The 23044-nt window shown below is 34.1% G+C and carries 22 protein-coding genes and 1 tRNA gene; 12 read left to right on the top strand and 11 right to left on the bottom strand.

What is annotated here, in order from left to right:
• Positions 1–216: 216 nt before the first annotated feature.
• Positions 217–2481, bottom strand: coding sequence for an aconitate hydratase (locus tag ACF3OC_RS12725; RefSeq protein ID WP_094255800.1), 2265 nt, complete (start codon positions 2479–2481; stop codon positions 217–219).
• Between the two features lie 145 nt (positions 2482–2626).
• Entirely contained in the window at positions 2627–3307 is a 681-nt protein-coding gene (rpe, locus tag ACF3OC_RS12730) for a ribulose-phosphate 3-epimerase (protein ID WP_094255801.1), read from the bottom strand.
• Positions 3308–3469: 162 nt separating this feature from the next.
• Here rpe and ACF3OC_RS12735 point away from each other — a divergent pair, with 162 nt between their 5' ends.
• From ACF3OC_RS12735 to ACF3OC_RS12750, 4 genes are all read left to right on the top strand, one after another.
• The gene (locus tag ACF3OC_RS12735) at positions 3470–5602 is read left to right on the top strand and encodes an HD family phosphohydrolase (RefSeq protein ID WP_392469330.1); all 2133 of its coding nucleotides are present in this window, start codon (positions 3470–3472) and stop codon (positions 5600–5602) included.
• A 114-nt stretch (positions 5603–5716) separates the two neighbouring features.
• Positions 5717–5803: transfer RNA gene (locus ACF3OC_RS12740), tRNA-Ser, on the top strand.
• A gap of 276 nt (positions 5804–6079) precedes the next feature.
• Positions 6080–6355, top strand: a complete 276-nt coding sequence (locus ACF3OC_RS12745) for a hypothetical protein (RefSeq protein ID WP_392469331.1) — start codon at positions 6080–6082, stop codon at positions 6353–6355.
• 49 nt (positions 6356–6404) lie between these two features.
• Positions 6405–6830, top strand: a complete 426-nt coding sequence (locus tag ACF3OC_RS12750) for a phage integrase N-terminal SAM-like domain-containing protein (RefSeq protein ID WP_392469332.1) — start codon at positions 6405–6407, stop codon at positions 6828–6830.
• An 879-nt stretch (positions 6831–7709) separates the two neighbouring features.
• On the opposite strand, the gene ACF3OC_RS12755 is transcribed toward ACF3OC_RS12750, so the two are convergent.
• Positions 7710–8372: a DUF4145 domain-containing protein gene (locus tag ACF3OC_RS12755; protein ID WP_392469333.1), complete on the bottom strand. Its 663-nt coding sequence runs from the start codon at positions 8370–8372 to the stop codon at positions 7710–7712.
• Positions 8373–8904: 532 nt separating this feature from the next.
• Here ACF3OC_RS12755 and ACF3OC_RS12760 point away from each other — a divergent pair.
• Complete coding sequence (locus ACF3OC_RS12760) at positions 8905–10530, top strand: hypothetical protein (protein ID WP_392469334.1); 1626 nt, start codon at positions 8905–8907, stop codon at positions 10528–10530.
• A 101-nt stretch (positions 10531–10631) separates the two neighbouring features.
• Here the strand turns inward: ACF3OC_RS12760 and ACF3OC_RS12765 are convergent, their stop codons facing one another.
• The 3 genes from ACF3OC_RS12765 to ACF3OC_RS12775 all read right to left on the bottom strand — a co-directional run bounded on the left by ACF3OC_RS12765 (position 10632) and on the right by ACF3OC_RS12775 (position 12422).
• Positions 10632–11054, bottom strand: coding sequence for a hypothetical protein (locus tag ACF3OC_RS12765; protein WP_392469335.1), 423 nt, complete (start codon positions 11052–11054; stop codon positions 10632–10634).
• Between the two features lie 73 nt (positions 11055–11127).
• Complete coding sequence (locus tag ACF3OC_RS12770) at positions 11128–11457, bottom strand: hypothetical protein (RefSeq protein WP_392469336.1); 330 nt, start codon at positions 11455–11457, stop codon at positions 11128–11130.
• Positions 11458–11567: 110 nt separating this feature from the next.
• Complete coding sequence (locus ACF3OC_RS12775; RefSeq protein WP_392469337.1) at positions 11568–12422, bottom strand: hypothetical protein; 855 nt, start codon at positions 12420–12422, stop codon at positions 11568–11570.
• A gap of 87 nt (positions 12423–12509) precedes the next feature.
• Between ACF3OC_RS12775 and ACF3OC_RS12780 the strand changes: the two genes are divergently transcribed.
• Positions 12510–13118: a hypothetical protein gene (locus ACF3OC_RS12780; protein ID WP_392469338.1), complete on the top strand. Its 609-nt coding sequence runs from the start codon at positions 12510–12512 to the stop codon at positions 13116–13118.
• Here ACF3OC_RS12780 and ACF3OC_RS12785 read toward each other — a convergent pair.
• Together ACF3OC_RS12785 and ACF3OC_RS12790 are read right to left on the bottom strand one after the other, a co-directional pair.
• A complete protein-coding gene (locus tag ACF3OC_RS12785; RefSeq protein ID WP_392469339.1) occupies positions 13099–13416 on the bottom strand; it encodes a hypothetical protein in 318 nt (105 codons plus the stop codon). The two genes, ACF3OC_RS12780 and ACF3OC_RS12785, sit on opposite strands and share 20 nt — an antisense overlap.
• Before the next feature lie 55 nt (positions 13417–13471).
• The gene (locus ACF3OC_RS12790; RefSeq protein ID WP_392469340.1) at positions 13472–13717 is read right to left on the bottom strand and encodes a hypothetical protein; all 246 of its coding nucleotides are present in this window, start codon (positions 13715–13717) and stop codon (positions 13472–13474) included.
• Between the two features lie 593 nt (positions 13718–14310).
• Here ACF3OC_RS12790 and ACF3OC_RS12795 point away from each other — a divergent pair.
• From ACF3OC_RS12795 to ACF3OC_RS12810, 4 genes are all read left to right on the top strand, one after another.
• Positions 14311–14769, top strand: a complete 459-nt coding sequence (locus tag ACF3OC_RS12795; RefSeq protein WP_392469341.1) for a helix-turn-helix domain-containing protein — start codon at positions 14311–14313, stop codon at positions 14767–14769.
• Position 14770: 1 nt separating this feature from the next.
• Positions 14771–15049 (top strand): hypothetical protein, encoded by a 279-nt coding sequence (locus tag ACF3OC_RS12800; protein WP_392469342.1) that lies wholly within the window; start codon positions 14771–14773, stop codon positions 15047–15049.
• Between the two features lie 552 nt (positions 15050–15601).
• On the top strand, positions 15602–16384 hold the full coding sequence (locus tag ACF3OC_RS12805; protein WP_392469343.1) for a hypothetical protein: 783 nt from the start codon (positions 15602–15604) through the stop codon (positions 16382–16384).
• An 86-nt stretch (positions 16385–16470) separates the two neighbouring features.
• A complete protein-coding gene (locus ACF3OC_RS12810) occupies positions 16471–17703 on the top strand; it encodes an IS256 family transposase (protein ID WP_059344605.1) in 1233 nt (410 codons plus the stop codon).
• Between the two features lie 419 nt (positions 17704–18122).
• Here the strand turns inward: ACF3OC_RS12810 and ACF3OC_RS12815 are convergent, their stop codons facing one another.
• Positions 18123–18296: a hypothetical protein gene (locus tag ACF3OC_RS12815; protein ID WP_392469344.1), complete on the bottom strand. Its 174-nt coding sequence runs from the start codon at positions 18294–18296 to the stop codon at positions 18123–18125.
• 230 nt (positions 18297–18526) lie between these two features.
• On the bottom strand, positions 18527–19153 hold the full coding sequence (locus tag ACF3OC_RS12820) for a hypothetical protein (protein ID WP_392469345.1): 627 nt from the start codon (positions 19151–19153) through the stop codon (positions 18527–18529).
• 692 nt (positions 19154–19845) lie between these two features.
• On the opposite strand from ACF3OC_RS12820, the gene ACF3OC_RS12825 reads away from it, so the two are divergent.
• Both ACF3OC_RS12825 and ACF3OC_RS12830 read left to right on the top strand, forming a co-directional pair.
• Positions 19846–21414, top strand: a complete 1569-nt coding sequence (locus ACF3OC_RS12825; RefSeq protein ID WP_392469346.1) for a hypothetical protein — start codon at positions 19846–19848, stop codon at positions 21412–21414.
• A 120-nt stretch (positions 21415–21534) separates the two neighbouring features.
• Entirely contained in the window at positions 21535–22356 is an 822-nt protein-coding gene (locus tag ACF3OC_RS12830; RefSeq protein ID WP_392469347.1) for an alpha/beta hydrolase, read from the top strand.
• A gap of 262 nt (positions 22357–22618) precedes the next feature.
• Here ACF3OC_RS12830 and ACF3OC_RS12835 read toward each other — a convergent pair whose 3' ends face one another.
• The gene (locus tag ACF3OC_RS12835; RefSeq protein WP_392469348.1) at positions 22619–22993 is read right to left on the bottom strand and encodes a DUF5763 domain-containing protein; all 375 of its coding nucleotides are present in this window, start codon (positions 22991–22993) and stop codon (positions 22619–22621) included.
• Positions 22994–23044 lie beyond the last annotated feature (51 nt).

Consider the following 23044-nt stretch of genomic DNA (forward strand, 5'->3'; position numbering starts at 1 on the left):
CCCATTGCATCTAGATATAAAGAGGCTTCAGTTCAAAAATATCTAACTAATTAACTTTTCAAACATTCAAGTTTTCAAAATGCCGTTTCAATCAAATTTATAAAAAAAAGGTGCCGTTCCAACGGAACAGCACCTTTTCGAGTTAGCATCTTATAAAACCAATATTCAGCTAGAAAATCAATCTTAATACTAAATACTAACTACTAAATACTCTAACTAATTTTGATTCGCACGGATAATATTCAATGCACCACCAGCTTTGAACCAACCGATTTGTTGTTCGTTGTAAGTGTGGTTAGCAAGAATTTCTTCCGAAGAACCGTCAGCATGGTGTAACACCAATGTAAGCGGTTTATTAGGAGCGAATTCAGTTAATCCGATGATATCGATTGTATCGTCTTCTTTGATTTTATCGTAATCATCTTTATTAGCGAAGGTAAGACCAAGCATACCTTGTTTTTTCAAGTTAGTTTCGTGGATACGAGCGAAAGATTTCACTAATACAGCACGAACGCCTAAGTGACGAGGCTCCATAGCAGCGTGCTCACGAGAAGAACCTTCACCATAGTTTTCATCACCAACAACGATTGAACCAATACCGTGAGCTTTGTAGTCACGTTGAGTTGCTGGAACCGGACCGTACTCGCCAGTCAATTGGTTCTTCACATTATCAGTTTTATCGTTGAAGAAGTTTACTGCACCGATCAACATATTGTTAGAGATGTTGTCTAGGTGACCACGGTATTTCAACCAAGGACCAGCCATAGAGATGTGGTCAGTAGTACATTTACCTTTAGCTTTGATTAATAATTTCAAGCCTTTAAGGTCAGTACCTTCCCAAGCAGCGAAAGGCTCTAATAATTGTAGACGATCAGAAGTTGGAGATACATCTACAGTAACGCTTGAACCATCTTTTGCAGGAGCTTGATATCCAGGATCATCCACTGCGAATCCTTTTTCTGGTAATTCATCACCTGTAGGTGGATCTAATTTCACTTGCTCACCATTTTTGTTAGTCAAAGTGTCAGTAAGTGGGTTAAATCCTAAGTCACCAGAGATAGCGATTGCTGCTACCATTTCAGGAGAAGTTACGAAAGCAAAAGTATTCGGGTTTCCGTCAGCACGTTTCGCGAAGTTACGGTTGAAGGAGTGAACGATTGTGTTTTTCTCTTGTTTTTCTGATCCAGCACGATCCCACATACCGATACATGGTCCACATGCATTAGTAAAGATAGTAGCGTTAAGATCTTCGAAAGTTTTCAATAAACCATCACGGTCAGCAGTGAAACGTACTTGCTCAGAACCTGGGTTGATACCAAATTCAGCTTTTGTTACAAGACCTTTTTCAACCGCTTGGCGAGCGATAGATGCAGCACGTGATAAATCCTCGTAAGAAGAGTTGGTACATGATCCGATCAATCCCCACTCAACTTTTGTAGGCCATCCGTTTTTACCTGCTTCTTCACGCATACGTGAGATTGGAGTATACAAATCTGGAGTAAAAGGACCATTCAATGAAGGCTCTAACTCAGATAAGTTGATTTCGATCAATTGATCGAAGTATTGCTCAGGGTTAGCATAAACCTCAGCATCTGCTGTTAAATGTTGTTTAATTGCATTTGCGGCATCAGCAACCTCAGCACGGTCAGTAGCACGTAAGTAACGCTCCATTGACTCATCGTATCCGAAGGTTGAAGTTGTAGCACCAATTTCAGCACCCATGTTACAGATCGTACCTTTACCAGTACATGATAATGATTCAGCACCTTCACCGAAGTATTCTACGATAGCACCAGTACCACCTTTTACAGTTAAGATACCAGCAACTTTCAAGATTACATCTTTAGGAGCCGCCCATCCTGATAATTTACCAGTTAATTTTACACCGATTAATTTAGGGAATTTTAGTTCCCAAGGTAATCCAGCCATTACATCACAGGCATCAGCACCACCAACACCAATAGCAACCATACCTAATCCACCAGCATTTACTGTGTGGGAGTCAGTTCCAATCATCATACCACCTGGGAATGCGTAGTTTTCAAGAACTACTTGGTGGATAATACCAGCACCTGGTTTCCAGAAACCGATACCATATTTATTAGATACAGAACTTAAAAAGTTGAATACTTCAGAACTTTCGTTTTTAGCACGATTTAAATCCTCTGCTGCTCCATCACGCGCTTGAATCAAGTGGTCACAGTGTACAGTTGAAGGAACTGCTGCTTGAGCACGGCCTGCTTGCATAAATTGCAATAAAGCCATCTGCGCCGTCGCATCCTGCATCGCTACACGGTCCGGTGCAAAATCAACATATGATTTACCACGTTCGTAAGCCTCAGATGCATTACCATCCCAAAGGTGTGCATATAAAATTTTCTCAGCTAGAGTCAATGGTTTATTCACAACTTGACGAGCCGCAGTAATACGTTCATCATATTGAGAATATACCTTTTTGATCATGTCTATATCAAAAGCCATTATTTGTAGTTTAATATGATTTATTAAATTTTAACCATTATTAGCTCCCTATTATGAGCTATTTACGCAAAAATACAAAAAAAACTGCGTTTAATTCGCATTTCTGCCATCACACGCTAATTTGGAAGTATTCTAAACAAACGCCTTAAACCATTTGAACTGTAGGGTCTACAGCCTTCAAATCCTTAATCGTTTGCATCGGGTTTTCCGAACTGAACACAAAACTTCCAGCCACTAAAACGTCCGCTCCAGCAGCTAATAATTTGCCTGCATTCGAGGTCCCTACTCCACCATCAATCTCGATTAATACATCCGTATTTTGGTCAGCCGCCAAAGCGCGCAATTCTTTAATCTTGCTGTAGGTACGCTCAATAAATTTCTGTCCGCCGAATCCAGGATTCACCGACATCAAACATACCAGGTCAATATCCTGAATCACATCCTTCAACAACGAAACTGGCGTATGCGGATTCAAAGCAACTCCTGCTTTACATCCCAACTCCTTAATCGCTGCTAATGTGCGGTGTAAGTGAGTACAAGCTTCGTAATGAACAGTAATAATTTCGGCACCATTGTCCTTACAAACTTTTAGATAACGGTCGGGATCAACAATCATCAAATGAACATCCAAAGGTTTCTTGGCATGTTTCGCAATCGCATTCATTACTGGAAATCCAAAAGAGATATTTGGAACAAATACACCATCCATGATGTCAATATGAAACCAATCTGCTTCGCTTTCATTTACCATTTGAACATCACGCTGTAAATTGGCAAAATCTGCAGCCAATACCGACGGTGCTATTAAGTGTTGTTGTGTGGACATGTATTAATTTTTTTGCAAAGATAACAAGTATTATCCTCTATCAGAAAACAATGTCCGTTTTTGAATGAATTGCTACAATTAGCTTACAAATTGAGAGATGTGAGATGTACTGTTTGCTCTAAAATAATTACATTTGTTAGTTAGGATTACTAAAAATAGACTGTGGCGAAATTAAAAATAAATTACCCTAAGGATAAACTTAAACAAAACTCCACTATGTGGAAATACGGCATGGTGATTCTTACCATTGTGCTGATCTGTATTTTTCTGCCGAAACAACCTCGGTTCAGATATGAATATCAGAAAGGAAAACCATGGAATCATGAGAATCTAACATCGCCCTATAATTTTGCCATTTTAAAGACTGCCGAGGAAATGGAACGTGATAAGCAATATATCCTTAACACGGTCCAGCCAATCTATAACTTGAATGACGTCGCTAGCAAAGAACAAATCGACCAATTCAATACTGACCTTAATGAAAAATGGCAAGCCAGCCAACTGGATTCTTCTGAAACTGGCAACCTCAATGATTATCGTGAAGTTGGTACGGCATTGTTAAACTATATTTATGGACGTGGTGTTATCTCGTTAAATAACCGATACCAAATCAAGGGTAGCGATTCAACCAAAAATGACCCAACTTCCCTAGAATATAATTTTGTATTAATCCATGATAATATTGCTCAGCAAAAAAATACGGTCGACTGCTTCACCATCGAATCGGCGAACCAATATATTGTTGGGGCATTGGAAAAGAATAAACTGATTGAGCATAAGCGTTGGTTGTCAGAAGTTCTCAAGAACTACATCACCATCAACTATGTCTTCAACGAATCCCAAACCAATAAGGTTGAACAGACGGCATTGGCCAATATCTCCACTACGCGGGGTATGGTTCAAAAAGACGAGCTGATTGCCGAGCAAGGCAAGATCATCAATAATGAGACCTACCAGAAGCTGGAATCACTACGTAAGGTATTCGAAGATGAATCCAGGATCAGTGGTGAACAAAACCTTGTGACCTTTGGTCATTTCGTCTTGATTTCATTGGCAATGGCGCTGCTGATGGTATTCCTATATTTCTTTAGAAGGGATATCTTCAACAACAACCGCTTACTCTTTATCATCTTCATCGTTATTTTGGTGATGCTGGGGGTATTGAGTTGGGCAATCAAGATCAAGATCCCAAGCTTATACTATATCCCTTACTGTTCCGTACCGATTATCTTCAGACTATTATTTGATACCCGGATCGCATTGAATATCCATATTCTAATGGTCTTGGTAGCAGGTCTATTCGTGCCGAACAGTTTTGACTTTGTATTCCTACAATTTACAGCGGGTATGGTCGCTATTTATAGCATCCGTACATTGGTTAAAAGAGAGCAATTCCTTGTTTCCAGTGTATTGATACTGGCAACATATATTCTTGCCTATGTCGGATTGGTATTGACCAGAAACGGATCTTTCTCTTCCATCTATTGGCAAGACATCCTTCCGTTTACGGTGAGTGTGGGTTTAACCCTCCTAGCCTATCCATTGATCTATGCATTTGAGAAATTATTCGGAATTGTATCTGATCTGACCTTGATGGAGCTGACCAACAGTAATTCGCGTTTATTGCGTGAGTTATCTCTGAAAGCACCAGGAACCTTTCAACACTCCTTACAGGTTGCTAACCTTGCGGAGGCAGCAATTTATAAGATTGGTGGAAATCCTCTATTAATACGTGCAGGAGCGCTATATCATGATATTGGAAAGATGATCAATCCACTTTATTTCATCGAGAACCAAAAGACAAACGACAACCCGCATGAGGAGTTGACACCGGAACAAAGTGCACAGATCATCATTTCCCACGTTTTAAAGGGAATAGAAATGGCCCGTAAGAACCAAATGCCGGAGGTTGTAATAGACTTTATCCGGACGCATCACGGAACGACGAAGGTAGATTACTTTTACAACATGGCGGTGAAGGCGAATCCGGACAAGGTAATTGACGAGTCCATCTTTAAGTATCCGGGTCCAGTGCCATTCTCCAAGGAAACTGCGGTATTGATGATGGCGGATTCAGTAGAAGCGGCATCCAGAGCATTAAAGGAGCCAACGGAGGAATCAATCAACAATTTAGTGGACAAGATTATTGACCATAAATTGATGCAGCGACAGTTCCAGAATGCGGATATTACGATGCGTGAGATCTCCGAATCGGCGAAGATATTCAAGGCGATGTTGAAGAGCATTTACCATGTTCGCATCGATTATGATCTGAGCAAGAAGAAAGATAATTAAAAAAACAAATTGATATTCAAAAGGTTGCTGATAGAGTAGAATAAAATGGGAATTTTTCGCTAAATCGACTTTGAAGAGTGAAAATTTTGCGTTATGTTTGCACTGTCGAAACCCGGAGAGGTGCCTGAGTGGCCGAAAGGAACAGTTTGCTAAACTGTCGTACTGGAAACGGTACCGCGGGTTCGAATCCCGCCCTCTCCGCAAAGATAAATTAAAACCCTTCAACGTAGTTGAAGGGTTTTGTTGTTTACAGCGAATTGCCAAAATGTTTTGAAGCAATTCGCTGTAAACAACAAAACCAGCGAGAGAAACGAGCGTAGGTTTTAATTTCCATCTTTTAGCCTCCCCCACAAGGGATCGCCGAAGGCAATCCCGCCCTCTCCGTAAGACAAAAACCGCTTTCAAGCAATTGAGAGCGGTTTTTCTGTTTTAAGTGCAAAAACAGCACCAAGTCATAATTCTAAGAGGAAAAGGTTTATGAATGCTAAAAAATATAAGAATGCAAGAATTATAAGAGCATCTAGTGGTGATTGGAGGGTTGTATATGAATTTGAATATCCAGAATATCCAGGTAAGTTTAAAAAGTTCTATGTAAGGGATGGTGTAAATTATATTCATGATGTTCATGAAAAGGAAGTTGCCATCAACCAATTGAAAGATGATATCGATTATGTATTAGCTAATGGATTTAATCCTTTTATGCCAAAGATTTATATTGAAGATCAAATAATTACTACTGAAAAGGAAAATTGAGGTTGAGACCAAACTCAAATCCAAAAAACCTTGGTCTACAGAAATCGAAATGAACAAATTCTTGGATTATTGTACCAAATCCGGACTTGAACCAAATACAATTAGCACCTATGTTTCTTTTATTAATAATTTGAAGAAATGGGTCCAAAATTTACCTGATCCTTTAATACCAATCAGTGAATTAACAGACGTTGATATTCAATCATTTTTAGATTACATGAGACCTAAAGAAATTCGCTTATTAAAGATCCAGGATATTGACATTATTTCAAGACAAATTAAAGTTAATGGAAAGACCGGTTATCGATATTTTCCAATATGTGAAGAATTAATGAATCTAATATCTGAAATGGACCTCATTGCTCAGCCATTAGATTTTTACGTTTTGGGAAAGGTAAAAAACCAAATCATGAACCGGTTTATCATGATTATTTTGCGAGAAGATATCAAACAATTAAGGATAATCTTAAATTAGACTATAATTATATACTGTTTTCTTGGAAACATACAACAGTTGTATCATTAATTACTGTTGGATTTGATGATAATCAAGTTATGACCTTAACTGGCCATAGGGATAGTGCAGGATTTGCGTACAAAAGAGATCTGATTATTGACAATACAATCATGAAAGGTAAAACTATAGATTTTTAAAGCATATAACCAAAACCTTAAACTTGGACCTACATATTATGTAGATAATAAAGGACAAAAAAAACATATTGAAAACTTCAATGGAATTAATACCTATCCTATTTATGACTTAGATTTAAGACTTATTGGCCAGTAGTAGTAAATCATTCACAATAGTTCGATGGAAACCATCCAAACACAACAATTTTCTTCAAATTTCCAGACATAAATGGTTGAGTAATACTATTGCTTAGAATGGAATTCTAAAGCTTTTGCATCTCCTCTTTTGCGAACTCCTTAAAAGATTCAGATTGAAGAAATTTAAGCTCACGCCAATTTATTTCTTCAGTTTTTATTACTCTGTTGATCACGGATTTGCTCATAAAAGTGTCTAACATATTTCATTAAAATACAAATATATTAATATATTTTAATCACATATTTGTATTTATATAGAAGTAAGCTAAAAGATACTTATTACAAAAACTAGTTGGTAGTTAGATTTGGCTAATTTCTCAAATTCCCCATTCGATATGTTTATTAATTGATCTATTTTCATAATGAAATTATCATTTATATCAACGATATCCGCATCTAACATTAATTTACCGCCATTTAAACTAATATCTGTGTATTTTGAAGATTTTCCTTATTGATATCATTAATTGAAATGTATACTCTTTTTTAATCTTTCTTCAATTTTATTGACATTTATCATAATTTATTTATTATCTCTTTTCTCAATTGCAACTTTATCGGAATTAGGTAATTTTAAATCATAAAATTCACCTATTTGCTTAGGTTGAGTAATTAATGCTTCAGCAATAATATTAATAAATCCAAAAATCTTTATAGCAGTTTCACGATCATCCTTCAAATCTAATACACCAGGATGAACAGCATTATTACCTGTAACTCTAACACTATCAAGAGCTTGTTGTATTACAGGGTTTAACCCTTTACTAACAAGTGATTTAATATCTGCATTGATATTTTCACCATTTTCTCCTACTTCTTTACACAATTTTTGGAGGGCTAATCTTAAAATGGCAACAGCACCTCTAGGAGACAAATTTACTATTGATGCAGCTTCTAAATAGTCATTTTTTATTGATTCTGTTAAATCATCATTTGGCTGAGGTACATTTCCATAATTAGGATATAACATTGTAAATGAATTATTTAAATCTAAAGGATCGTCAAGAATCCAAATAGAATATTGTTCGCAATGAGTACAAATTGCAACATCTATTGATTCAATATTCAGACGCCAACCCTTTTTTCTATTATTAAGGTTACAATCATTCCATTCCATTTTTGAATAGGCACCACAATGAGGACAATTCGCTGCCTCTGCATTATGAGTTAAAGAAATATATTTCATTACAATTTTATAATTAGTTTGTTATTTAAAAATAAAAAACATGGTGGACTTGCCACCATATCATCAATCCATTTATAGTAAATATGGAGTTGGTTTCAGAATTAATTGCAAAATCAAATATAGAACTAATAAAAAAAGTTCCACTACCTGCAAATAATTCATAGATTTGTTTTGGTTGCTCAGCTGCCTTGGCTGAGATTGGCCATAGATAAAAATATTCATTTTTGTTATTTAGAGCCTGATGTTCGAGATCAGGCTTTATTTTTTATCATTAATTTAATACTCCAAAGAAAGCTTATTTATGGAGTTTGTCAATAATCATCGAATTAAGTATCAAAAACAGTGTCTCTCCATGAGGAACTCTGTTTACAAAGAATCAATAAATAAATAATAAATCAAAACTGAGTTATGAACAGTGTGGTTATAAGAACTTTTTAAATATTTGCAATTGATTAATATATAGAAAAAACTAATTTTTAGTGTTTTCCTTTGATAAATAATATATTTGAAATAACCACTCTACTACTCAATTATGGAAAATAAAAATGAAATTTTTAAAGATCCGGAAGGATATTATGCCCTTAGTTTACCAAGTAGTTGGAAATATATTTTTAAGAAAGGAGAAAACAAGGTACTTAATCAGTTCACTGTTGATGAAGAATGTATTTTTCAAATTAGCAGCAGCCCATTGGAAGCAAAACATTTTGAATTAATAAATTCTAACGAATTAATTCCCAATGACCTAAACCTTCCCAACATAAGTTTTGTTGAAACATATAGATCATTAGATAATCGTGAGTTTTATTATTGGTCAGCAATAATTGGAAATAGATTTTATTTGGCAATATTTTTTTTTAATCTCCAAAAAAAACAATCTAAAAAAATTGGTCTTGAATTACTTTCTGCAAGACTTGCATTACAGAATATAATAATATTAAAAGATGTAAGTAATTTGAAGTGCCCTTACTTTGTCGAATCAAATAAGAATAAAGACTATCAGGATATTGAGAACTGGAAAAATACTCCTAAAAATTTCAAAAAAATTTATTCTTCAGAACATATTGAAAAAGAACAATTAAATATTATCAGCTTAAAACATAAAGAAATTGAGGTAGCAAAAGTCTATGCTCTTTTAACATTGAAAATTTCTCACCAACCCAATGGGTTTTTTAGTGCTTCAAAAATAGGAAAACCTTTAGACAATCCTATATGGTGGGATTTTATTATGGAAAGCGATAAAGGATATATTCAAATTTGGAGAACAGTCCATACAATTGAAATAAGATATTCGTATGATGGCGAATTTGATGTGATTTCTTTCTTTAAATTAAATATAAAAAAGTATTTAAAAGAGATTAATAAAAAACTACAAACTTTTGAGAAACATGTGACATACATAAATCATTATCAAAGTTATCATGAATGTACAGAAACGCTTTGGGAAGAATTGTTAAAAATAAACATTACTCCTCCTACTTCAACACATGGACACCTAATTAACCAAGGAAATCTTGATGAATATCGCAATCAATTAATTGATTTCAGAAAAAATAGCGTAAAATTCCATGCTTTAGCAAAATCATTTGTTTTAAACTCGGCATTTAAAATTGAATCCTTCTTAAACTTAATTATTAGAATTGGTAGTAGAAATGAATTAAAGTTGTATCCAGAGGTATTAAAAGGTTTCTTAAATCAAAATTTTAATCACAAATTGAAAAACTTAAATTATTATACGAGGATTTTCAAAGATGATTTAGATTTAGGTGATGAAACATTTAGAAGGACTTTAGAGTTAATGAACTTACGAAATAAATATGTTCACAACGACGAAGATAAACTTCACAACAAATTAGGTGAAGTTTATTTTGATAGGGATATCCCATTATTCGAGATAGATACCGATAGACCTGCAGTAGAAACTATAAAGAAAATGTATCATAACCCTAATTTAGAGATGGTAAAAAAATCATACTCTACAGCAAATGACTTTACTAATAAGTTAGTCAGTAATATACATGATGATTATCGAGAAAGCATAGTTGATTTAACGAGGAATAACCCAATAAGTTACAATGAGAAAATTGGAATTTACTCTTCTTTTACGGGAAATATTTCATTGGATTTCTTCACAGAATTAAAATCAAGTGACCCTACTTAAAAAATTGCCGGCTATCTCACGACCACTGGCACACTAACCAATTATAAACCTGAATTATGAACGATAAAAAAAACTCTACATTGTCCTTAGTAACCCCACACTTAAAGACCAGCATCTCGCTTTTCTTGATTGGTTGAGGAAATATATTCGGTCAACTTAAAGAACTCTTTATGGGTGATTTTACCATCTCGACCTTTCCATCTTTTCTTTAATGGTCTAATACCCTGACAAAGAATTTTGAGATACTCACACATTTCAATTATCTTTCTTTCAACTTCATTATTTGCACCTGTCCTAGAACCAATCTTTGATGAAACTCTTACACCTTTCGATTCGTTATGAAAATTAGCTTTCTTAATCAACCAAGACGCTTCAACAATTACTTCTTTGATGAGTTCTTTCATTGAGACCAATAAGTCAAATAACTGGAAGAAAGAAAGGGCATAAAGTTCCAACGTTTTATTTTCTCTTTGATAAATGGCTATTCCATTGTTATCAACATTTGGATCTATGCCAATTATCATCCCCTTTTTAATATTCAATTTTAACAATATTTTAATATAAAATACAATTATATTAATATATTATTACTTCAAATTAGCTTGATTCATTCTCCTCAGAAATTAAAATAAAAATTCCATGACCAGTATCCCATATTATTACCAGAGAATAAATAAGAGTTGCAAGAGATACGGAATTAAATAAGACATCTTTATATTGAAAGTTAATAACTTCGCTGGTAGAAAGGGTCGAACTTAGAAACGCAACTATGATAATTGTAAAAAATTCTAACAATGAGAATTTCATTTCTAAAACTATTTGTTTAATATCTAAATTATCAATTGTCTTTTGTATTTCGCTTAATTTACTTACTAGAATTGATAAAACGGCTACATTAAGTCCGAAAAGTGTGATTAATGTAGTCATTAAATCTTTGGATAAATAAATTACAACAAACTCTGACTTCAGCCAACTACTAACCAATAATAATCCGAAAGAAATTAAAACGTAAAGTAGTAGATTTTTTATTATTCTTATCATTCAACGATTTCTTTATAAATTTTTATCAGCTGATCTGGAGCGCCTTCAAGATCAATTTCCCGAATTTGTAAAATTACTGGTTTTTCCTCTGTATTTATTATTCGTTTTAATCCTTTTATTTTCATCTTAATATTACCCCCGCCCTCTGAAGAATATTCCACCATACCACTAATCTCTTTATTCGATCTATTGATTTCTTCCAAGACACCGTGGTCTGGTGCTTCAATCGCTACTTTAGCTTTATGTGCATTTGTCTTTTCTTGTAATTTTCTAAACGCTTCAGGAATAACTTTAGAAATACTAGCTAAATTGGGTTTAATAAATTCAAATTCTATTTTTTTTATTTCATGTCTGTGATCATCGACATATGTCCAAAAATCTCGAACATCAAATAATTTTTCTATTTCGACATTCAGACCATATTTCTTCAATTCTCTATTCAACACTTTAAAAAGTACATTTTTTGCAGCATCTACCGCGTAAAATGCCTCTGAATTTTGGCTTATCGCTATTTTCTGGATATTTTTATCATTATTAATGATTACGTAAACGTAAGGTTCATGCTCAAATACACTTTCCTTAAAGTTCTTCACAATCTTAGTTTTTTTAGGATTTGCAATCTTTATCAAAAAATAGTTTCCGGATTGATCAAATAATTCCATAGGATTACTCGCAGTGCCTAAACTCAATTTTTCCAAAATAACTTTTTCAAAAAATTCATTTTTTTTCTCCTTAATAAGTTTTGGAGAAAGCTTAACTCCATCGAATAATTCTAATTGCGCTGAATTGCTTTCAATAGGATTCAGATGATATCGAAACAAGCAGAAATTTATTGTTTTAGATTCAATCATAAGTTTAATAATTTGGTTTATTTACAAATAAACTAAAATTTTGGACACAAATAAACTTGGGTCTGAATCTTAAATAATATTTTTTTAATGAAAAATAAACTTAATATATTAATCTGGAGTTTGACATCTATTATAATCGGATTTTTTGGGGGAATTGGATTCATTGAAAATTGGTTAATTTTAAATAAGCATTTTGATAAATCACAATATTTTGAAGTTCCATTAAACCCAAATGCTTGGGGAACCGTTGCAGAATGGATGACATTATTGGTAGCTGTTATTTCTGCATATTTAATCATAATTACAATTAAAGAACAAAAGAAAACTAATAATATTTCATACTCTCAACATAGGAGAACTATATTACCAAAATTTGAACTATCTCAAACAAGGCATGCTGTTGTTTTAAATGAAGGTTTCCTAAATATTAGATTAGTAGATAACGAATTATACGATTTAGATATAGAGTTTTTCAGCAATACCTTTACAAACACAAGGGATATATTACCTCGACAATTAAATCCAAACAATCTGGTTAGTCTTCATATAAACGAGGTAAACAGGCACCATGTTGGAACATTGTTATGTTGTTCAATATCTTTCAATGATAATGAGGGTAATCATTATATGCAATCACTATTTTTAACTAATTCTATTTCATATCGCTTAACTGCTCCTAGTTTGATTGAACGCTAATTCCCTTAACATTCATTGTATCTATATTCAAAAACAAACCCTGTTGCTCAATTTGGCCTTTAGCTATTAGTTTCCATAGAATATTACATCCTAGTTGAGCAAGAGTGGAATTTATAAACATATCCTGCTTTGTTAAAGCCTTAGCTAAAGAGCAGCTAGGTCCCTGATCTTCTTCTTTAATAGATTTCAAATCGAATAATTGGTCGACATTTTTTAATGCTAGCTTTCCAATATGAAAAGCAGAGCCTAATACAACCTGGTCTATATTTCTGCTATTTCCAAAGTCTAACCAATACAATAGACTATTGTTATCTAATGATTTATTTAGAAATGAGGTATCTTTTTTTCAAAGATTATACCTGAATCCTGGAACTATTATTATCAGTACAGGTAATTACAAAGTTTGATGGCTTTCCATTATAGTTTTTTGGAACTGCCTCCCTATCAAATCTGAAGAAACGGTTGATACGTGTGATTGAAGAAATTGCTTTGTTAACTCCCAAATCAGTTGGAAAAAACATTTGTCTTCCAATATTTGCTTCAAATACTTTGTCGGAATCAAAATGCAATAACATGAATTCCTGGATGACCCAATGCAATCAAACCTGTATTTATTCGAGCAAGACAAGATAGTACTTGCGTGCCGCTACCTCCTATTCCAATAACTGAAATTGTTAACAAATGGATTGGCTTAATTATATATGGATGTGTGATGTGTTTTTTCATTATATTTTTAAAAAATTATGATTTATATTCTAACTGCTAAATTTTTCCTAAATAACTCTTTACATGTAGGCGAAGTTTATAAAATAAATGATGATATTTATCTTTATTAAAGTAATACAAATGGATTTACTGATGCTTTCGACATAATTAAAAGAGATATGGTAGGGTTTTCACCCACTTCTCCACAATTCAACGAACATGCAAAGATTGTAGGGGAATTAATTGACGAAAACTTACTTCCATAAATCCTCTAATTTTTTCTTTTTTTCGTTTTATAGGATATACAAATGAAAAGCTTGCTGCAATGTTAGAACATCGCGCAAAATTTGATTTCAATATCGATTAAATAAAAAGGCTTGCTAGAACACATCGGTCGAGCATCATATATGATCACATTAGCCTTTAAATATATTTTGCAAAAACAACAGCCGAAACTACTGGAGGACTTTATCTGATTAAGCCCTATATGGGTGAAAAAGAGATTGGGGATTTATTCGAGACTAGAAAGGAGAAAGAAGAGGAGCTTCTGGACCACATAAATGATTTTAAAGAATTTGTTTGGACTCATTGGGATTCAAATAACGGAATAAGATATAGAATGAGAACAAATGAAATTTTCAAAAAAATAAGAGAAGAATCTGGTTTATCTCAGGTTCAAATCGCTGAACTTGTTAAAGCAACTCAAGGAACGATTTCTAATTTAGAAAAATCGTTTATGGCCAATCCTACTTATGATATTTTAAAAGGATATATAACTAAAGTAGGTGCCAATCCAATTTTCTTATTTGGTATTGACACCTCCGCTCCCCCTATTATTCATCCATCCATTCAGAAGGACCGATTAACAGGTAAAAATGAGGACAAAGTAAAAAATGAGTTAATCAAAGAATTAGAAGGAACTATTAAGAAACTTAAAAGTTTGTAATATGGCTGAGAAAATTAGACTTAAAACGATCAATAATAAACAATACTATTATACTTTAGTTGAGTTAAATACGGGAGAAATTGAGATTGGAGAGTGTAATATGGAATATTTTGATAAAAATCAAATTCATTTAGAAGATGGGGATTATCCCAAAGAGTGGTTTGAACAAGTAATTCTCGCTGCACATATTGTTCCTCCAGGTGAGCCCACGCCGGTTACCACTTATAGAGGAATGAAGTTAAAAAAGGAATATAGAAAATATAAAACACAAGAAAATTAGCACAAAAAACAGCACCATAAAATCACGAAAAAACTCGCTGTTTCCAAGGACTAACCAACGTCTAAACTATATAAACACACAATGGCAAAGAAACCTCAAATTCGAATCCCGCCCACTTTCAGTAAACAATAGAAATAACAGAAGGTAACCTATCGTTTTTCATTTAAACCATAATTAAATGAAGAAAAACATAGGAGTATAAAAAGCGTAAAATATTGAAAATCTCGTCACACTTTTGGCACACTTTTAAAAATCAGTATTGGTTTGGACTCCAATTTTTACATATATACCCCCTTGTAAATTTTCGTGTCCTAATTATTATATTTTATTAAGAGCTTTAGTAGTAAATTATGGAAATAGACGAAGACCTATAATTTGAAATTAATGCCGATGGACAGTTCATCAGAATCACGCCAATCGGCAAAATGCATGCTAATTCAAACCAATCGATTAAACACTCCCCTTCCACTAGTAATAAAAGTTAATATATTGCATAAATAATAACATTAGTTGTCTTGAAAAACGACACTCCAGTTATTAATAATTTCACAAATGGAACAAGCGAAAGGAATTATTATACCTATTGTTGCAGACTTTGTTTTAAGTCCTGACACTATATATAGCGAAAAGCTAACCGGAATTTATTTTCAAACAGAAGACGAACAATATGGTCGTATAACTTTTGAGAACTTAGATGCTTTGAAAATTTGTAGGGGTGAAAATTTGCCATTCAATTCTAATTGGGAGGAAGGACAAGAATATCCTTGGGTCTATAAAGTTGAAAATTCAAAGTGGCTGAAGGAACGGTTCGTTTATGAGAATGAAAATTATGGCAATTTATACGAATTCGGAAATAATGTAAATGAAATGCTAACGGAGTTTTCACACTATCTTTTCAAATTTCACGACCAATTCGTAGAAGTTATTGCTAGAGGCTTTTGGTTTGAGCAGGACAAAAAAAGTTTGTATAATAGAGAACTCCAAGTTGGACATCCATTTTTAAACTTAACAGAAAGCAATAAAGAAGAGTATGTTTCACACAATTTGACTTGCCAAATAAGAACAAATCCAAAATCGCAAGACAAACTAATTTCAGATGCAATATTTTGCTCGCAAAAGCTTATAGAATTTGCATTGGAACTGGACGGCAATGCATCGATAGACCATTCCTTAATTTTATCATACAGAAATGGAAAATTGACTAGCAGTCTCAAAGGATATTTTGGGAAACAAATTGCGGAGTTTAATGGAGTTGCAAAATTTGAGGATGTAAAACCTTACATTGATAATTATATGAAAGAGGTTTCTGACAGACGAAAGCAATTAGGAAAATAAACAACAAACCGAGACTGTAACGTAAACTGTGTCAGAGGAATAATTCAATAAGATTATTTATATTCAATTATTCAAACGACACGGTCATGAAAGAAAAAGACCCATTCGACTTTGAACGCTTCAAGGCAGAAGCTATGCAAGGTCTTTACGAAGGTAAAAGTTTATCTCCCAATGATGGCGTCCTAGCGCCGTTAATGAAGCATCTGTTGGAATCGATGATGGATGGAGAACTGGAAAACCACTTGAACGAAGAGAAAGCTTCGGGCAATAGCAATCGTCGAAATGGCAAGACAAAAAAGACAGTCCGAGGTCTCAATACCGGAACTTTTGAGCTGGAGACAGGTCGGGATAGATCGGGAACGTTCGAGCCTAAAGTAGTACCTAAGAGACAATTAATCATCACTGAACAGCTTGAGGGACATGTGTTGAGCATGTATGCCAAAGGAATGAGCACACGGGCGATAAGCGAGTTTATACGCGAAATGTATGCAATGGAGATCTCTGCCACAGAAATATCGCGTATTACAGAAAGCGTGCTTCCAGCGGTAAATGAGTGGCGTAGCAGGCCTCTTGAAGCTGTTTATCCCTTTGTATTCCTAGACTGTATGCACATCAAGGTTCGCCAGAATGGAACTGTTGAATCGAGGGCTATCTATAATATCCTGGGAGTTGGTATGGATGGTAGAAAAGATCTGATTGGTCTTTATAGCTCAGAAAATGAGGGAGCTAAGTTCTGGCTTTCAGTTCTTACAGATTTAAAGCAACGTGGCGTTGAAGACATCCTTATTGCTTGTATTGATGGTCTAAAAGGGTTCCCTGAGGCCATAGAAGCTATTTTTCCAAAAACAAAGATCCAGTTGTGTATTGTTCACCAGATCAGAACAAGTATGCGTTACGTAACCGAAAAAGACAAGAAGCTTGTCATGGAGGATCTAAAACCGGTCTATAAGGCTGTGAACGAAGAAATGGGATATGAAAACCTACTGTCTTTTGAAGAAAAATGGGGCAAGAAATACCCACTTGCTGCCAAATCCTGGATGGATAACTGGACCAATCTTTCTACTTTCTTTGAATACGAGGATCAGGTTCGCAAGATTATATACACCACAAATCCAATCGAGGGAATGCACCGTCAGATACGAAAAATTATTAAATCTAAAGGAGCTTTCAGCTCTGAACAGGCGCTCATGAAATTGATGTATTTAATTATTAAAGATATTGCAAAAAAATGGACGATGCCAATGCATAACTGGGGCTTGACCATATCCCAACTTTATATTAGATTTGGGGATAGACTCAAATTAGAAAGAGGTTTTTAAGATTTAAATCCAATGACACAGTTTGAGTTACACTCCCAACAAACCAGCGAGAAAATCAGCGTAGGTTTTAATTTCCATCTGAAACCACATCAATGCCCGACACAGCTTTTTTTGCTTCCTCTGCTAACCTTTTAATCCGTTTTTCCCACTATTTGTTAGCCCTTCTGCAATAGATGCATTCAAATTATTTATTAAATCTTTTATTTTCTTCTTTGCTTCACCCTACCATTTTCGCAATATTGCTTTAAAAACCCTATCAATTACAATTAAAACCCTAATTATTCGGGATGTAGTTGGATTCGAACCTCAATTCAGAACTTACTTCTGAGATATTAAACCCTTTACTTATTTGGACATCTCTAAGCTTTGTTAGGTCCTCATAAGAAATGAAATACATTTTGTCAACTTGAATATAAGGTTTATTGAGATTTTCGACAAGAATAGTTGGAATAATTCTCAACATTTTTCAACATGGTATCATTACGTTCTATTACGGTTTTGAAACTAAAGTTTTCGCTAGTAGTTCTACCCTCAATTTCCCCCGAATAGTTACTGCCATTTACTACCAAATTCCAACTAGTAGTTACTAGCATTTATTTGAAATACCTACTGCAGATTAGCGCATTATTGTCCGGTTGCATTTAGTCGCATTTAGTCTCAATTTATAAGTCTTTTAGGTTCAGTAGTTTACGGAAAATTACTGCAGACTACGAATGATATAGTCAATTATTGCCATTTTTCGACGTATTTCGACATATTAGTTTAAAACGAAAACCCCGACCAAATAATGAAGGGACGTAAAACTCAATAAATAAATTCAAGATTAGATTTTTTTAAGATGCAGCTTGAATTTACCTTTTACAACATCAAATCCATCCTTTGCCGCAAACGATGGAATGGAGAATTCAAAAGTGCCTTCAATATCCTCAGCTCCATTTTCTTTCTTTGTTATTTTGGTAAAATAAACCTTACCATCTCCAAAAATGTATTGGGAGAAATTTAAGTATTGATTATACCTTATAAATGAAAGGCCATCGCTTTCGTATGTTGAATAATATTCATCTCCCTTATTAACAATCTGTTTCCCTGGAATGGATTTAATAACATACTCATGGTTTAACAGGATCTCGTCACCTACTGGTATCTTGATAAAGATAGTATGTTCAGCCCTATCCTTAGATCCCTTCTTATTCATAGAAGCATTTAATGTAATAAACCTAACTCCTTTTGCATATTGGGGGAGGTCATAATAATAATATTCAAGGTCCAGCCCCAGACGTGGGTTGAATGAAAACAATCTGCCTTGCTGAATAAAGGTTTCTCCCTTATAGGTTATTTCGACATACTTATCATCTGGAAGTGGGTTTCCTTCTTTGTCGCAGCTATAGAAAAGAGTTGTTGAAAGTAATAATAGAAATAATGTAAGAGTGGTTAATGCTTTATTTTTCATTTTAGAACTGGTTTTTGAATGAAACGAAATCTTTAGCCGGAATGCTACATTATTAAAATGTTTTTTGAATTAAAACAAGAAGTTACTTTTTAATTAAGTCAGGGCTATTAAACAAAAATCCCCTCAGATGGAGGGGGTAATAAATACCTTTTTATTTCTTCAATATAGGGGCATTCGCCAATTTTTCTATACACAAATCTTATACCTAAACCTACAAAATTACTATAATTTAAAAAATATCCTTTAACAGACCAATCAATTCCCCCCTCTACTAGTAATAAAAATTAATATATTGTACAAATAATAACGTTAGTTGTCTTGAAAAACCACAATCCAGTTATTAATAATTTCACTAATGGAACAAGCGAAAGCAATTAGGAAAATAAACAACAAACCAGCGAGAGAAACGACCATAGGTTTTAATTTCCATCTTTTAGCATCTCCCATTGGGGATTGTCGAAGGAAATCCTGTCCTTTAATAAAAAAATATCAAAGCAGCTGAAGTTTGTAGATAATTAGAATTTTCTGATTATATGAGAATAATTGGATGAAAGAAAACAACCCAAATATAATTATATACTTTCTCTCTACACTCGTAATAAAAGTAATAAATTGCATATATAATAATGATGATATACCATCCGCAACCCGCCTTGCATATCATCGTGCAGACACGATAAATTCAAGCGTATATGACGACACATCAAGAATTGGAAATATGGCAATACCTAGAAATTTTAAGTAGACCTAACAAGACTTGGTTTTTTGCAAAGGGTGACACTGATAAAAAAATTGACGCATTGACAAAAATTGCCAATGTCGGTTCCCCAAGTATTATTTATAACTTAACAGAGCTTCTAAAAGATAACAATAAAGAAATAAGAGAAACCACTTCAAATACAATTATTCACCTATTCAAAAAGAATGACAGCAAAAAAGGACACTATGCAACTCTTAAACACTGTAATATTTCAAGAAGTGATATTGACTTTTATGAAGCAAATTTTCCAAAGGAACAATATATAGAATTATTGGCAATTAGTTCCTTTAATGGAAATGGATACGTCAGAGAAAAAGCAGTTAAGAAACTCTCTAAGGTTGCCAGTTCAAGAGCTATACAATTTTTAATCTATCGTTTAGCTGATTGGGTTTTGCCAGTTCAACAAGCTGCCTTAAATGGATTAGAAAACTATAAAACAACCAATTACATTGATTGCTTAATTGAAAATTTGCCAATTTTTGAGTGGCTACAAAAAGTTGAACGGACAGACTTAAGTGGAGTTTACAAAGACATTATTGAGTTCGTTGCTTCCACAAATAGGCCATATATAATTGGCAACTTCAAAAAATATCCAGACAAACTTAGAATTTTATTAGCAAGACACATTTCAAATTTGCCTAGAAACAATTCTCAAGAATTAAACCTGTTCTTAAGTGATAAACATTTTTTAATTAGGAATCTAGCAATAAGCCATTTTGATAAACTTCAGCAACCCCAAATCGAGCAATTACTGATTGACAAGTCAGCGATTGTCCGACTTCAAACTCTTTATTGCTTAAAAGATCAAAAAGACTTTGAAACTACTGTAAGGAAGTTTTTATCGGACTATTCTGCTACAATAAGAAATTTTGCAAGGTTTTCATTAAAACAATCAAATATAAACTTTGCTAAATTTTACAACGACAATTTACAAGTAAACAGAGAAGTCATTGGGTCATTAAGTGGACTTGCAGAAACAGAAGGTAAACAGTACTCGGAAACAGTTAAGCCATATCTGAAGGACAATAGAATAAAAGTTAAAAAGACAGCTTTTTTAGCACTATGCAAGCTTGATGAAGAAAGTGCCTATTATTTTGCTTTAGCCAACCTTGGCAGCCAATATCATGGACTTAGAAACTTAGTTATAGAATTTTTATCTCATATTCCGAGACCAGAAATTTTGACAAAGGCAAAAAACATTTACGAAATAGGTAATTATGAATTAAAAAAGTCAATGCTAAAACTCTTTAGCAATGTTGGCGGAATGACAGCAATTCCATATTTGATGATTGGAACAATAGACGAAAACGAGAAAATAAGACAATTGGCTTTTGGTTATTTACATATTTGGAAAACACGATCACTAAGACTATTCTCAATACCAAAACAAGAGGAAATTGAAAGAGCAAAACAGATTTTCAATTTTGTAAATGATACACACCTAGTAAAAAAATATTTTAATATAAACCCGGTAGAAGGACTTGACTTTTACTTCAAATAACAGACGCCCACTAATAAAATTGGAAACGATTCACCTTCCCCCCTCCCCACCGTCAAAAAAAGTTAAATTTCTGACCCCTTATCTACATTTTCCGTAAATTACTTTATAAAAAATCTGGAAATGAAGCATCTATACTCACTGGTTTTCCTTCTTACCATCCTTATTCTACCTGCAGAATCACAAGATTTATCCGCAGAAGAAATCAAAGATTTAAATCAAGAGATTATTGCCCAATTATTTCCAGGCACTTTGAACAAAGAATTAAAATTCGACTTCAAACAGCCCTTTCAGGAGGTTATGGTACCAATTAATGATAGCATTAAACTAAACGGGCTTTACTTCCCTACAAAACATCCCAAAGGATTGATTTTTTATCTTCATGGCAGTATTGGAGATTTGGGAGAATGGAGTAAAATTGCACCTATTTATACCAACTTCCATTACGATCTTTTTATGATTGATTACAGGGGTTATGGCAAAAGCGATGGTGAGTTTTTAACAGAAGACCAATGGTATGCAGACATGCAAATGGTTTACGAATTCATCAAAAAGACATATGCTGATGAATCAAAGATCATTATTCTTGGGCAATCCCTAAGAACAGCAGCTGCTAGTTATCTTGCTGCACACAATAACCCTGGTAGACTTATTCTTCAGGCACCATTCTATAATTTTAAAGATTGGACGTATGCGCTTGACCCAAACCTAAACTCCAGCATTTTGGACTTAAAACTTGACAACCGAAAATATCTTGAACAAACAAAAGCACCGGTTACTATCTTCCATGGAGACCATGATAAAGCAGTATATTATGGATCCTCGGAGAAGTTAAAGGAAACTTTCAAAAAAGGAGATCAGCTTATCAGGCTAAAAGGAGAAGGACACAATGACTTTACGAAAAACCCACAATACCTAAAAGAAATAAAGAAAGTCCTGAAATAACATTAGATTTTTTGGAATTTTCATTTGATGAAAACTCCACCCCTCTTCCCTAACTCCCTATTTCGATCCACACCCATTTCGCCTTCAACCCTAATTCACTTTTCTCGCGCATTCTTGCCACAACTCCTTCGGACTTCTGTCGGAGCTTAACCGCAAAAATTCGAACAAGGTCAGGCAAATGTCCGAAGAAGGTCCGGACAAGGTCCGGCAGAACTGGCTATTTGAACAAAATATGGATAAAATTTTTTAGGAAAATGCTCTCCTATTTAGGCTCATGCTGATGGCAATACCCATTGACATTTTTGGTCATATGCTTGCAGCGGGTTCCTTTTTTGGTGGTTCCTTTACATTGGACGGATCTGCTGTTGGCACCTTGGGCTTCCCCGGCTTTGATGCCTAAGCCTTTACTCGAACCTGTACTTACAAAGCCTCTTTGATTTATTTGGTCGGGATGACATTGAGAACATGCGGTAAGTCCTAATTTCTTAGCTTCAGAAATGCTCATTCCATGAGATACATTTTTGACATAACGGCAGGTTGCAGTGTGATATTTACCACCTGATGGAGTTTTATAAACTGTCTGAGCAGATAAGCAATAGGCAGACAGCACAAATAAAATGCTAAGTAGATATTTCAAGTTAACAATTAGTTTACACAAAGGTAATTACAAAAACCCAACAAATAAACT

The organism is Sphingobacterium cellulitidis (genome assembly GCF_043187465.1).
GTDB classification, from domain to species: Bacteria; Bacteroidota; Bacteroidia; order Sphingobacteriales; family Sphingobacteriaceae; genus Sphingobacterium; species Sphingobacterium cellulitidis.